Origin of the sequence: Prosthecobacter sp. (assembly GCF_044226605.1) — a bacterium.
Classification (GTDB): Bacteria; Verrucomicrobiota; Verrucomicrobiia; order Verrucomicrobiales; family Verrucomicrobiaceae; genus Prosthecobacter.
In genome coordinates, this window is the sequence record NZ_JBGAGS010000014.1 from 223,524 (window position 1) to 234,847 (window position 11,324).

The 11,324-nt window shown below is 58.8% G+C and carries 17 protein-coding genes and 1 tRNA gene; 4 read left to right on the forward strand and 14 right to left on the reverse strand.

All coding sequences use genetic code 11. The features are described 5' to 3' along the window. Positions 1-30 precede the first annotated feature (30 nt). From ACILSO_RS20515 to ACILSO_RS20570, 12 genes are all read right to left on the reverse strand, one after another. On the reverse strand, positions 31-1,404 hold the full coding sequence (locus ACILSO_RS20515; protein WP_395739318.1) for a hypothetical protein: 1,374 nt from the start codon (positions 1,402-1,404) through the stop codon (positions 31-33). 232 nt (positions 1,405-1,636) lie between these two features. After that, the gene (locus ACILSO_RS20520; RefSeq protein ID WP_395739319.1) at positions 1,637-2,089 is read right to left on the reverse strand and encodes a hypothetical protein; all 453 of its coding nucleotides are present in this window, start codon (positions 2,087-2,089) and stop codon (positions 1,637-1,639) included. A gap of 14 nt (positions 2,090-2,103) precedes the next feature. Further along, positions 2,104-2,799, reverse strand: coding sequence for a hypothetical protein (locus tag ACILSO_RS20525; RefSeq protein WP_395739320.1), 696 nt, complete (start codon positions 2,797-2,799; stop codon positions 2,104-2,106). Further along, on the reverse strand, positions 2,799-3,401 hold the full coding sequence (locus ACILSO_RS20530) for a hypothetical protein (RefSeq protein ID WP_395739338.1): 603 nt from the start codon (positions 3,399-3,401) through the stop codon (positions 2,799-2,801). Before ACILSO_RS20530 ends, ACILSO_RS20525 begins: the two co-directional genes overlap by 1 nt. Positions 3,402-3,412: 11 nt before the next feature. Then, the gene (locus ACILSO_RS20535; protein ID WP_395739321.1) at positions 3,413-3,736 is read right to left on the reverse strand and encodes a hypothetical protein; all 324 of its coding nucleotides are present in this window, start codon (positions 3,734-3,736) and stop codon (positions 3,413-3,415) included. A 29-nt stretch (positions 3,737-3,765) separates the two neighbouring features. After that, the gene (locus ACILSO_RS20540) at positions 3,766-4,536 is read right to left on the reverse strand and encodes a hypothetical protein (protein WP_395739322.1); all 771 of its coding nucleotides are present in this window, start codon (positions 4,534-4,536) and stop codon (positions 3,766-3,768) included. Then, the gene (locus ACILSO_RS20545) at positions 4,529-4,921 is read right to left on the reverse strand and encodes a hypothetical protein (RefSeq protein ID WP_395739323.1); all 393 of its coding nucleotides are present in this window, start codon (positions 4,919-4,921) and stop codon (positions 4,529-4,531) included. Before ACILSO_RS20545 ends, ACILSO_RS20540 begins: the two co-directional genes overlap by 8 nt. 5 nt (positions 4,922-4,926) lie before the next feature. Continuing rightward, on the reverse strand, positions 4,927-5,133 hold the full coding sequence (locus ACILSO_RS20550; protein ID WP_395739324.1) for a hypothetical protein: 207 nt from the start codon (positions 5,131-5,133) through the stop codon (positions 4,927-4,929). After that, on the reverse strand, positions 5,133-5,393 hold the full coding sequence (locus ACILSO_RS20555; RefSeq protein WP_395739325.1) for a hypothetical protein: 261 nt from the start codon (positions 5,391-5,393) through the stop codon (positions 5,133-5,135). Before ACILSO_RS20555 ends, ACILSO_RS20550 begins: the two co-directional genes overlap by 1 nt. Before the next feature lie 29 nt (positions 5,394-5,422). After that, positions 5,423-5,863 (reverse strand): hypothetical protein, encoded by a 441-nt coding sequence (locus ACILSO_RS20560; protein ID WP_395739326.1) that lies wholly within the window; start codon positions 5,861-5,863, stop codon positions 5,423-5,425. Between the two features lie 183 nt (positions 5,864-6,046). Beyond that, complete coding sequence (locus ACILSO_RS20565; RefSeq protein ID WP_395739327.1) at positions 6,047-6,310, reverse strand: hypothetical protein; 264 nt, start codon at positions 6,308-6,310, stop codon at positions 6,047-6,049. Positions 6,311-6,367: 57 nt separating this feature from the next. Next, positions 6,368-6,727: a hypothetical protein gene (locus tag ACILSO_RS20570; RefSeq protein WP_395739328.1), complete on the reverse strand. Its 360-nt coding sequence runs from the start codon at positions 6,725-6,727 to the stop codon at positions 6,368-6,370. A 114-nt stretch (positions 6,728-6,841) separates the two neighbouring features. On the opposite strand from ACILSO_RS20570, the gene ACILSO_RS20575 reads away from it, so the two are divergent. The 3 genes from ACILSO_RS20575 to ACILSO_RS20585 all read left to right on the forward strand — a co-directional run bounded on the left by ACILSO_RS20575 (position 6,842) and on the right by ACILSO_RS20585 (position 8,496). Next, positions 6,842-7,048 carry a hypothetical protein gene (locus ACILSO_RS20575; RefSeq protein ID WP_395739329.1) on the forward strand — a complete coding sequence of 69 codons (207 nt, stop codon included), beginning with the start codon at positions 6,842-6,844 and terminating at the stop codon, positions 7,046-7,048. Between the two features lie 469 nt (positions 7,049-7,517). Beyond that, the gene (locus ACILSO_RS20580) at positions 7,518-8,015 is read left to right on the forward strand and encodes a hypothetical protein (RefSeq protein ID WP_395739330.1); all 498 of its coding nucleotides are present in this window, start codon (positions 7,518-7,520) and stop codon (positions 8,013-8,015) included. Positions 8,016-8,109: 94 nt separating this feature from the next. Further along, positions 8,110-8,496: a hypothetical protein gene (locus ACILSO_RS20585; RefSeq protein ID WP_395739331.1), complete on the forward strand. Its 387-nt coding sequence runs from the start codon at positions 8,110-8,112 to the stop codon at positions 8,494-8,496. A gap of 6 nt (positions 8,497-8,502) precedes the next feature. Here ACILSO_RS20585 and ACILSO_RS20590 read toward each other — a convergent pair whose 3' ends face one another. Together ACILSO_RS20590 and ACILSO_RS20595 are read right to left on the reverse strand one after the other, a co-directional pair. Continuing rightward, positions 8,503-9,540 (reverse strand): tyrosine-type recombinase/integrase, encoded by a 1,038-nt coding sequence (locus tag ACILSO_RS20590; protein WP_395739332.1) that lies wholly within the window; start codon positions 9,538-9,540, stop codon positions 8,503-8,505. Positions 9,541-9,645: 105 nt separating this feature from the next. Then, positions 9,646-9,722, reverse strand: a tRNA-Pro gene (locus ACILSO_RS20595). A 181-nt stretch (positions 9,723-9,903) separates the two neighbouring features. On the opposite strand from ACILSO_RS20595, the gene ACILSO_RS20600 reads away from it, so the two are divergent. Next, entirely contained in the window at positions 9,904-10,980 is a 1,077-nt protein-coding gene (locus tag ACILSO_RS20600) for an ABC transporter ATP-binding protein (protein WP_395739333.1), read from the forward strand. The last annotated feature ends 344 nt before the right edge of the window (positions 10,981-11,324 follow it).

Genomic DNA, 11,324 nt, shown 5'->3' on the forward strand with positions numbered 1-11,324 from the left:
CGTTCCAATCTCTGCGGTGTAAATCTCCGGCTACTCCATCCCCAGCACCCGCTTCACATCCTCCATCGCCTCCTCATCCTCCTCATCAGCATGAGCCAGGCTGCACGCCAGCAGCGCCATAAACACCCCGCGCAGACCACCACGCCGCGCATCATCGCGATCCACATCCCCCAGCAGCTTCACATACACCTCCGCCGGCACCACAGCCTTCGCCGCCCTCCACGCAGCCCCGATCATCGACTGCCACAGCCCATCCTGCATCACCGCCTCCGGCTTCCCCATCAGCCTCGCCAGCACCCCACGCCAAAACTCCATCGGAAACTCCGGGCCGGGAGCGCGGCACTCCCATGCCGCTCCGGAAACCTCCGCCTCACTCTCCCCCTCCGCACCATCCACATCCCCAACTTGAGACTTTAAACCTGAAACTTCAAACTCATCCCCCGCTTCCCCCTGCCCCTCCAAAAACTCCCTCTCAAGCTTCTTGCGTTTATCACCCTTCCCCCTCAGCACCGGCACATCACTCACACTATCCCCATCCCGCACCGCCGCACGCTTCACCAGCAGCAGATACTTCTCCACATTCCTCGGCGCCGGACACACAAACACCGGCACCCCCAGCACCTTCGCCAGCGCCCCCCACGTCATCGGCTCCCGCGGATTCACCAGCTCATCAGAATCAATGTATTCCTCCGCCAGCGCAAACGCCGTCTGCGGCAGCGACTCCTCCATCACAAACTCCTTCCGCTGCGCCCAATCGATATAACTAAACCCATCACTCACCAGGTGCTTCCTCTTCTGAAGATCCTTCGCCAGCTTCACCCACGCCCGCTGCCACTCCAACGGCTTGAAGTAATGATTCTGCAGATAGATCTCCGCCTGCTTCGCACTCATCGGCTCACCCGTGATCGCATTGTCCATCACCAACAGCGTCGCCTCCTCCACCGTCTCCTTGTCCGTCAGCTCCATCAGCCGCAGCATCTGCCCAGCCGTCTCCAGCGCCATCCCCCGATTAAACACCGCCTCCTGACTCCGGTGCGGCAGCTTCCCCAGGTCCAGATACAACTGCACCGTCTCCTTCGTCCGATGCATCACCCCCGGCAGTTTATCCAGATCAATGTCCAGCTCCACCGCCGCCCTCGCCGCCTTCGCCAGCTCCCGCGAATCAAACGGATCACACCCGTTTTGAAGCGTCAGCAGATGCAGAAACGCCTCCCTCTCATCAAACGGATAAACCTTGCACCACACCGACTGAAAATCCTCAGGCTTCAAAAACGTCTCCACCACCATCTCCTCACCATCCAGCTTCAGTTTCACTTTGAACCATGCCATTTGAAAGTGCCTCCACTCCGCCGCAGCGATCACCTTCAACGCCGCAAACCGCCGATGCCCCTGTATGATCGTCATCCGCCCATTCAGCCGAAACACATGCATATCCTCCTTCACCCCCTCAATCAAGAGCCGCCCCGCAAAAGCCAGAATCCCCCGCAACACCCCACCCCGCGGATTCACCCCCCACCCCTCCAGCAACCCAATCTCAATCCTCTCCCTCTTCCCCTCCACCATCGTCGTTGCCGTTGCCGTTGTTACTGTTGTGTCCGTTTTCATAATATTTAATCTCAGAAAATGCTTGAAATAATTACGCGGTAATAGCTTCCAGGAAGTCCATCTGGGTCCTGTGACGAGTGACCAAAGGGTGGTGGTAAAAAGCACATGTTTCCGCCGTCGCTTCGTGATGCCCATCCACATCACTAATGAAATGAACTGGAATTCCAGCTCCAAGAGCAATGCCAAGTTCAACGTGCGTCCCTCTTCCTGATGGCCAAAGAACGATCACCATGTCCGCATCAAGCACACCTTGAGTCTCAAGCGTCGCCACCTCGCGCACACGAAGCAACCCGTGGCTGTAGACTGGACCATGTTTTGTCCAGTCATAAGTGCACTCATGCCCCAGCATTGAAAGGCTGTGCATTAAAAGGTTATGCTTCGCGTGGTTCTCTAACTTCGTCGCAATGTAGTATTTCATTTTCATATTGTTGATCGCTTCCGTTCTCATAAAAAAATCATCTCTGCATTTCTCCGGCTTCATCATTCATCCTTCATCCTTCATCCTTTCTTCCCCTTCCCCGCCCGATTCCTCTTCCCCATCATCGCCCTGCTCAGCGCCTCCTTGCACCCCCGCCGCTTGTTAAACCAGAACTCCCCCGTCCCCCGCGCCCTCGTCAGCCGCTCCATCCGCAGCATCAGCTCCCCCACCGTCCGCTTCATCGCCGCGCACACCCCGCTCCGCGGATTCCTATCCGTCAGCCCCACCGCCCTCCCGATGCACGCAAAGCTCCGCGCGATCACCGGCCTCGAATTCTGATTCGGCTGAAACGCATACAGCATGCACAGCGCCCGCATCCCCACCTCCCGCTCACTCCAGCCCCCATCGATCAGCAGCGCCACCAGGATACGCCCCGACTCCTCATGCCACTCCACACGCGGGCACATCGCCATCTGCTCCCGCACCGCCCCCCACTGCACCTTCCCCTTCCACAGATGCTCCCCCATGATGAGATCTGGAGCACGCAGAGACACCAGCACCGCCAGCCGATCCCGCACCTGCCCCACTGAAATCGTCTGCCACGAGATCGCCATCAGCACCGAAAGCAAACACCGCGCCGCCGCCATCGTTGGCCGCAGCATCTCCTCCCCATCCTCCATCCGCATGATCAACTCATCCGGCGCCAGCCCATGCACCACATCATGGTCCAGATCCACCGCCCCCTCATGCACGATCACATCATGCTGCTCATTCATCACGCCACACCTCCCACCCGTTGAAATTCCACTACCCACACCCATGGATTATCCTTCCATGAGCCCGTTCCATTGATCGACTCCCACAGTTCCCGATACCAGAAGATCGTCTCCCTCGGGTCCCAGTGATAAACATCACGTCCCAGCTTTCCAACATGCGGATACCCCTCCGCGATCGCATCCTTCACCGAAATCTCCTGCAGCCGCTCCACCCGCACTTCCACCACTTCCAAAGCGATGCGCGAAAACTCCCGCGGCATGTGGATGGATGGCCACCAGCAACCAGGACATGGCTCCGCATCCGTAGCTCGGTAAATCACTCGCCCATTTCCCGAAGCCCGACGTGCATCTTCAATAGTCCATACTGCAATTCCGGTATGACTCCACGTCTCCCGCACCCAAAGCCGATCACCAGGTATCCCATACGGGCATTTCCAGCCATGCCCCAAGCCAGAAAAAAGCCACTTCCCATCAGTCATCACTTTGGGATATTCCGCGCCCACTGGCGGCTGAGGCTTCACCACCCGCCGCCTCTGCGTCTTCCGGCCCTCCAGAATCGCACGCACCTCCGCACCGCTGAAAAAAATCGGCCGCTCTTTCACGATCGAGTTCATCACTGCGCCACCCTCCTCTCCATCAGCCTCTGCGTGAAAAGCAGCCGCGCTCTCCGCGCCACCGCATCCTGCCACTTGTTCGCCTCGATGCTCAACCACATCGACTGCAGCCTCAGCTCCAGCTCCATCTTCGTCGCATCCGCCTCCGGCCTCTCCATCATCTCCGCCACCTCCAGCAGCTTCCCCGCGATCCGTCTCACCGCCTCCGGCACCTGCTTCAACGTCTCCTCCGGCCGGTTCGCCATCGACCACACCCCCGCAGAAACAGCAGAAGCCGGAGCCTTCGGAGCCAAAGCTATATCAAGGTCATCATCATTCATCATGGTATTTTCTCCCATTGTTCGAATTGAGTTCACGCCGCCACCTCCGTTCCCACCTTCACAAACCATCGACGGCTGTTAAATTTCACGATCGGCGGCCCATCCTCCGGATGTTCACGCAGCCACTCCCGCAGCGAATGCGGTTTCACATTCCGCTTCGGAGCCTCCATCTCCAGCCAGGCTGAAAACGGCATGCACCCTTCCGGCGCCTGCACCGTGTAGCCCGCCGGGCGGTATTTGTTCCGCTCCGGCGGCGTCAGTTCACCAGCCAAAAACTTCGTCAGCGAGATCTCCACCCGCTTCAAAGAAGCCAGACCCAACGCGCGCTCTCCCTTGATCGTCCGGCGCAGCAGTTGGTAACTCACCTCCGCATCCTTCGCCAGAGTCGGCAGAGCCCGGAAATGCACCTCCCTCGCTTGTCCCAGGCTCAGTTTCAGTTTTGCCAGCCAGATCTCATCCTCCGCAGAAAAACCCGTCTTCCTCTTCTGCGCATCAGCCCGTGCCGCCTTCTGCTCCGCATTCCGCGCCTCGATCTCCTTGGGCGTCCACACCTTCCGCATCCCGATCTTCCCATAGCGCCTCTGCGCCACCGAGACCAGCCGCCGCTTCCTCGGCGTCTCATCGTTCCGAATCTCCGTGATGCCATCCTCCGCCATCTCCGCACACCGGCGCTCCTCCTCCATCTCCACCATCCCACGCCGATACAGCGCAAACGTGCACTTCTTCTCCAGCTCATCCCCCCCCGGCATATCATACCAGAAGTAGCCATTAAAAGACATCTCCCACGGCTTCATCTCACTCATGGCCAGACCCTCCTTCAGTTTGGGAATTTACAGGCTCATGAACTGCCACAGGCAGTTTCGATAGTTGGTGCTTGCTATAGCACAAAAGATTCAGCCCACGACGCAAGAGGGGAGCAGTCTCCGGCGCAATCTTCCCAGAGTCGCAGTCCACCACAAACGCAGGATGAAGATGCTTCTCCACCTCCACCAGCACCATCGACAACCGGCGGCGCGCCGCTTCCAGATCCAGCGCCACCGGCATCTCCACCGTCCCGCCCTGGAACGGCCCCTCCTCAAACTCAAACACCCGCACATGCACGCGCCGAGCGCCCACCTGCAGATCCATCACCCAGCCATGCCGCGCCGGCTGCATCATGGAAAATCCCACTTCATCATCATTCTTCATCTCACTCATCGTCCTTCCTGCTTCGTCATCGTTGAAAATTCCCCTGCCATCCGCAGCCGATCGCGCTCGCGCTGCTCACGGGCTATCAGCAAAAAAAGCTGGGCCATCCCCGCCATAAAATGAGTCAGCGCCACACACCTGGGCGGCGTCCTTTGCGAACCATCGTCAACCACCGTCAACAACGGTTCAGCCATCGTCATCTCCTCGCTCATCACGCGCCCTCCTTCGTCGTTGGGTATTCCCCCGCCGCCATCCGCAGACCCACCTCATTCACATCTGCAAAAGCATAAAACACCGTGTCCTTCCCACGCCCAGGCTTCCTCACGCACGACTTCAGCCAGCCCGCCGCGCACGCATCCTCAAACACCTGGCGTCCAAGCCAGTCAATCACCTGGCTCTGCTTCATCACTGGAGGCGTCGGAAACAAACTGGCCCGCTTTGCATTCTTCGGCGTGCGCTTGGGAGTAAGCATCGAGACGACTGTTGAAAACCCGTCAGCACTCATGACACCTTCAGCCCCTCCCGCGTCAGATTCAGCACCTCCATCATCACCCCCAGCCGCTCCCCAGCCACCCGCAGCATGTCATCCCGGTCCCCCTCATCCATCGTTCCCCGCGCCGAAGCGATCAGCTTCCCCACCATCCGCCCCTCATCCACACAAGCCCTCAGCGCATGCCCCATCTGATTCCTCGGCATCCCGCGTGCAGCAGTAGCCTCCGCAGTCTCCGCCGCCTTTGGGAATAGCTTCCTATACTCCGACCACTCCTCCTCCATCTTCCCGCCCTCATTCAGCGACTCCTCCAGCGCCCTCTCATGAACTCTCTTGGCTTTCCGCGATGCAAAAACCGCCACAAAAGCCACCACTCCAAAAATCAGAGACAGGACCATCGCTTCCGGCGAATAAGCCGCTACTGCCGGCAAACCTGAAACCTGAAACTTCAAACTTGAAACTCCAGTTTGGTTGCATCCGCTCATCAGCCAAAGCACCATCGCCGCCACCAGCAGCATCAGCACCGGCCGTCCCCACTTCGATCTCCGCGGCCTGCACCGCACGATCCCACTCGAATAATATTGGTCTCTCATAAAAATCTCCGTCAATGTTTGATTGGTTGGCTGCTCCACACTTCAGCTCGCCTTCATCCCCTGCTGTTCAGCAGCACTCTCCCGGATGTAGTCCCCCAGCAGAATCGGGCAGCATTTCCCGCAGCGAAGTGGGAGCGGATGCCCGCAAAAACGCACATAGGAATCACCATCCAACGGATCTGGCACCACCGCGATCACATAACGCGGATCCAGATAAACCACCTCACTCTGGGCGGCTCCATCGACCCCACGCAGCACCGGCGTGCGAGGATCCTCATTCGACGTATTGATAGCTATCAGACTCATAAGTTTGCTTGGTTGAATTGAAAAAAGCGCCCCGCCTCCGCAGCGGAGCGTCACGGTTCACGCAGCCGCCAGCTGCAGACGCTCGAAGCGATCCCGCATCACACGCACCACGTAGGCGACCCCCGCCACCGGGCGGGAATGGCCCCCGCGCTTCAGCATCGCCCGGCTGTCCGCCGTGCAGATCACCTTCACCGTCTTCGGCGTCACCCCGGACGCCAGCGGTCCCGCCGCACGGCCCAGCAGGCGCGCGTCCCGCGCCCCGTTGTATCCATCATTCAAAGAAGGGCTCAAAGCGAGCCCCGTCGTCTCTGCCGCCACCCCAGTCACTGTCTCTGCGCTTCGCGTTGGCAGCACCTGCGCAGACCCTACCGCTCTTCTCTCCGTCTTCTCCTTCGTCGTCGTGTTTATTGTTTCCATGGTCTCTCCTCCGTGGTTTTTTTGTTTCGTTGGTTCTCCGGCCCCGGCGCGTTGATCCGGTTCTGAAATTTATTCCCTTGCCCCACCCTCCGGTTTTGTGGTTTCCTCACCGGCATGCTCCAGTTCACCATCACCGTCATCAGCACCGGCCAAGGCAGTTTCGATGTTCAGTTCGACACCTCCAAGGCCATTGAACCCACCGACGACGAAAGGCACCTCGCCAAGCCCTTGAGCCAGGCTATTGCCACCGCCATTCAGACCTCCATCAGCCAGATCGGCATGGAGGTCACCCACACCAGCGAGCGTCCCGCCCGGCGCTGAAACAGTCACATGAAACACCGTCACCTTCCCCAGGCTCACCTCCAGATCCTCCGCTGAAGGCAGCGGCAGCTTCTGCAGCTGCTCCGCAGAAATCTGCCCCTTCCAAAGGAAAAGGTTCTCATTCATCGTCGTGTTCGTTTCCATGGTCTCTCCTCCGTGGTTTGGTTTTTTGGTTGAGAAATTTTTCAGGCCGCTTGTGGGACGAGAGGCAGCAGTTTCAGATTGCCTGCTCTCCACTCATTCAGGACTCTCACCGTGCCCTGCGTCAGAAGGTCCTGAAGCGATACCCCCGTTTCAGCTGCCACCTTTTCCAGCTCTGGAGCTAGCACCGGAGGCACTGTGTAAGTCGATCTTTTGGCCTTTGTCAGTTTGGGTTCGTCCGGCTTCATGGTTATCATTGTTAACGATGTTAACGACATGGGCAAGCGTTTTTTGATGACAAAGTTAACTTTGTGATGCATTTCTCCGCATGAGCACAAAGAATGCACGCACTTTAGGACTGCGCCTCGATGCCGCAGATGACGCCCGACTCGCCAAGTTTGAAGAGGAGACCCACATTGAAGGCGTCTCTCTTGCCCGCGCCTCACTTAAGGCCTCACTCAGCGCCTATGAACAACGCGGTGCACTAAGCTTGCCCTTGGTCGTGATCAGCCAGTCAGAGTATCTGGCACTCAAAACTGCTGTAGAGCCTAAAGCTTCCCTTACTCAAGAAACAACCGTTTCAGGAGTTGACCAGAATTCCAACCTACCATGTGCCGCCATTGCCACTTTTCCCTCCGCTTCCCAGACTCATCCATCACCCCCGGCTCCTGCCAACATTGTGCAGCTGCCGCCGCCGCCCGTAATCAGCTCCCTCCTCCATGCAACACTGCTTCAGGAAGCCCCACCACCAGACTCATCTCAAAATCAAACAGCCACACCACCACGACAGGAAACCCGCTACCCCAAGGGCAAACGGAAGAAATAAAGACAGCTACCAACTAGACCTTTCCCAAAACAAAAAGCCGCTCAATGAGCGGCTTTTTCATTTGCGTAGAACCAAAAGAGTATCTCATTTTCTTATGCCTGCCTCCGAGGATCAAATCTACACCTACCGCGTAACCCGCAAGATTCAAACCGGCGGCAGCGGTTGCTCCGCTTCGTTCTGTTTTCTCATCGGCGTCGCCATCATGATCTTTGTTCCTTGGATCATTGGCGTCCCAGCAGGGCTCATCATCATTCTCATCTCCTTCGCTTTCCAGCCCAAATATGCCCTCCATTCCAGTTGTGGCCACTGCGGGAATGAAGTTGCCCATAGCAGTGTCCTCTGCCCAGTTTGCAGAGCCGATATGGCTCCAGAGCCACTGACCAAGGAACCTTTAAACACCGTTCAATACGTCACGATCATGATTGCCGTTTTGGGTTTGATTGGCTTTGCCATCATCTACTGGGCGGGCACTTCGAGGTAAAAACCCTCACCGGCTCCAGCTCGCATTGATCTCATCGTCCTGCGGAATCAGGTGCCCATACGTGTCCTGCACCACCTTCAGCGTGTCCCCCAGCCATTTCGCCACCTTGAAGATGCTGACCCCCTTGGACACCAGCAGACTCGCAAACGTCCGCCTCAGATCGTGGAACGTGCACTCCAGCCCGCACCTCCCCACCAGCCCCTCAAACGCCTTCCGGAAATCGTAGCGATACCGATATTTCCCATGCCCCACCTCCGGATGCAGCACGAACGGCGCCCGCGGCGGAAACTCCTTCAGCATCCACCCCTTGAACTCCTCCGTCATCGGAATCGTCCTGTTGTCCCTCCCCTTCGGCTCAAACGTCGGCGTTGCCTGCACATGGATCAGCCCCGCCTCCAGATCAAACCACTCCGGCCGCGCCTCAATGATCTCCAGTTTCCGCATCCCCGCATGCAGCCCGCAGTAAAGCGCGAACTTCAAATCCCGGTCATCCTCCGGGCATTCATCGATCAACCTCCGCGCCTCCGCCGGCAGCAAGAACACCTTCCGGTGCCGCATCTTCAGCTTCGGCACCTTGATCCCCGCCGTCGGATCCCGCACCACCACCCCACGCTCCATCAGCCAGGCAAACCACCACCGCACCTGGTTCAGATAACTCACCGCCGTATGCGCGTGCTTCTCCATCCTCGCGGCAAACCACCTCTCACACCCCAGCGCCCCAATGTGCCGCGGCGTCAGCGCCCCCAACTCCTCCACGAACCCCTTCAGCACATACCTCCGCGACTCCATCGTCGCCCCCGCAAGCCCCGCCGCCAGACCATACGCCACATAGCGATCGATCTCCGCCGAACACTCCCCTGCCTCCGCCCGCATCACCGGCCCATCCGTCCGCTTGATCCGCTCCGCCTCCTGAATAGCCTCCACCAGCACCGAAGTCCCCAGCGACTGCCGCACCTGCGCCCCCTCCGGCACCGGCGTCCACCGCAGCCAAAACACCTCCCCCCGCCGATAAAGCCCCGTTGGAAGTTTCGCCTTTTTCCCCATAAAACTGTGCTACCCGCACTGTGCTAATACACGAAGAAATAGCACAAATAGCAATCAAAAACAACCCCCACACCCCCACCCCTCCAGGAAACCCCAGAGGGAAAATGGTCGGGCTGGCGAGATTCGAACTCACGACCTCTTGCACCCCATGCAAGCGTTCTACCAGGCTGAACTACAGCCCGACCTTTGGTTGACGTTCTCACCAGCGATTGCCGCCTTTTGGGGCGGCTGCCGGTTGGCGAGAGGACGCGCATTTTGAACGGTGTGGAGAGCTTTGCAACAGAGATGTTGAGTTCTCATGAGAATGTCTGCGGGGCTTGCCATTGGAGGGTGGCTCAGGTAAAACCGGGACCTTAATTCCGCATGGTCACCATCACAATTCAGGAGCTCACCAAACGATTTAGCGGCAGTGTGGTCCTGAGCAGCGTGGATTTGCAGATCGCGGCGGGTGAACTGTTCTTTTTGCTGGGGCCGAGCGGCTGCGGCAAGACGACGCTGCTGCGGCACATCGCGGGCTTTTACACTCCGGATGCCGGGAAGATCTGGTTTGATGACGAGGACGTGACCCGCCTGCCGGCGCACAAACGCGGCACGGGAATGATGTTTCAGAGCTATGCCCTGTGGCCGCACCTGAACGTGGCGCAAAACGTGGCCTTTGGCTTGGAGGAGCGGAAGCGCCCGAGACGGGAGATCGAGCACCGGGTGTCTGAAGCGCTGGAGCAGGTGAAGCTGGACGGGCTTGGCACGCGCAAGATCCAGCAACTCTCCGGCGGGCAGCAGCAGCGCGTGGCGCTGGCGCGTGCGCTGGTCATCCGCCCGAAGTGCCTGCTGCTGGACGAGCCGCTGTCCAATCTGGATGCGAAGCTGCGCCTGGAAATGCGCGCCGAGATTCGCTCCATCGTCAAAGAGCATGGCCTGACCGCCATCTACGTAACGCATGACCGCGACGAGGCGCTGAGCATGGCGGACCGCATGGGCATCATGGATGCCGGGAAGCTGACGCAGGTGGGCGCGCCGCCGGAGATCTACCTGAACCCTGCCACACGCATGGTGGCGGAGTTCATTGGCGAGACGAATTTTGTGGAGGGCCGCATGCTGCGTGCGAGCAGCCGTGAGGGGTATCTGGATGTGGAGACGCCCTTCGGCGTGCTGCGTGGCCGCACCGATGGCACATGGCAGCCCGCCAGCGGCCAGCCGGTGATGCTGAGCATCCGGCCAGAGGCGCTGACGTTTGGCAATGTACTGGACTCTCCGAACCGCTTTCCCGGGCACATCATCGACACCACCTATCTCGGCGCGACCGTGCAGTACCTGCTTCAGATTCACAACGGCCCTCAGATGAAGGTCTGCGAGATCAATCCCCAGGAAATCCGCCTGCCTGGCGAGGAAGAGGTGCGGCTGATGGCGGCGATGGGAGATGTGGTGATTTTGAGGAAATGAAGCTGCGCCATTACAACGCTGCACCGCAGTCCGAAATGCTCCTTCGATGGAGTTCTCGGCCATCTTCCCCTTCATCAGACTCCTCCTCCAACTCCCTTTTCGTGAATGTGGAGTCCGTATGCGCAAAAGAGGACGCGGAGCCACTCGGCGGCGGCTTGAGGACAAGCCGCCCTACCCGCCGCTGGACATGCGCATGCCCAGCGCATGTAGGGCGGGCTGTCCAGGCTGTGTGAAAACACTCTTTTTAGAGAGGCCTGCCCGGAATGCCGGTTAAATTCTGGCATTCTGCCAAGCGATTTTGCCTTCAGTGCTGTGCTGCTTTCCTGAGCGCTTGTAATGCGCTT

Bases quoted from the DNA above. Each gene is read 5' to 3' on its own strand.
- ACILSO_RS20515 (WP_395739318.1), bottom strand. From the start codon at position 1,404: ATGACGATCATACAGGGGCATCGGCGGTTTGCGGCGTTGAAGGTGATC.
- ACILSO_RS20520 (WP_395739319.1), bottom strand. From the start codon at position 2,089: ATGATGAAGCCGGAGAAATGCAGAGATGATTTTTTTATGAGAACGGAA.
- ACILSO_RS20525 (WP_395739320.1), bottom strand. From the start codon at position 2,799: ATGAATGAGCAGCATGATGTGATCGTGCATGAGGGGGCGGTGGATCTG.
- ACILSO_RS20535 (WP_395739321.1), bottom strand. From the start codon at position 3,736: ATGATGAATGATGATGACCTTGATATAGCTTTGGCTCCGAAGGCTCCG.
- ACILSO_RS20540 (WP_395739322.1), bottom strand. From the start codon at position 4,536: ATGAGTGAGATGAAGCCGTGGGAGATGTCTTTTAATGGCTACTTCTGG.
- ACILSO_RS20545 (WP_395739323.1), bottom strand. From the start codon at position 4,921: ATGAAGAATGATGATGAAGTGGGATTTTCCATGATGCAGCCGGCGCGG.
- ACILSO_RS20550 (WP_395739324.1), bottom strand. From the start codon at position 5,133: ATGAGCGAGGAGATGACGATGGCTGAACCGTTGTTGACGGTGGTTGAC.
- ACILSO_RS20555 (WP_395739325.1), bottom strand. From the start codon at position 5,393: ATGCTTACTCCCAAGCGCACGCCGAAGAATGCAAAGCGGGCCAGTTTG.
- ACILSO_RS20565 (WP_395739327.1), bottom strand. From the start codon at position 6,310: ATGAGTCTGATAGCTATCAATACGTCGAATGAGGATCCTCGCACGCCG.
- ACILSO_RS20570 (WP_395739328.1), bottom strand. From the start codon at position 6,727: ATGGAAACAATAAACACGACGACGAAGGAGAAGACGGAGAGAAGAGCG.
- ACILSO_RS20575 (WP_395739329.1), top strand. From the start codon at position 6,842: ATGCTCCAGTTCACCATCACCGTCATCAGCACCGGCCAAGGCAGTTTC.
- ACILSO_RS20580 (WP_395739330.1), top strand. From the start codon at position 7,518: ATGAGCACAAAGAATGCACGCACTTTAGGACTGCGCCTCGATGCCGCA.
- ACILSO_RS20585 (WP_395739331.1), top strand. From the start codon at position 8,110: ATGCCTGCCTCCGAGGATCAAATCTACACCTACCGCGTAACCCGCAAG.
- ACILSO_RS20590 (WP_395739332.1), bottom strand. From the start codon at position 9,540: ATGGGGAAAAAGGCGAAACTTCCAACGGGGCTTTATCGGCGGGGGGAG.
- ACILSO_RS20600 (WP_395739333.1), top strand. From the start codon at position 9,904: ATGGTCACCATCACAATTCAGGAGCTCACCAAACGATTTAGCGGCAGT.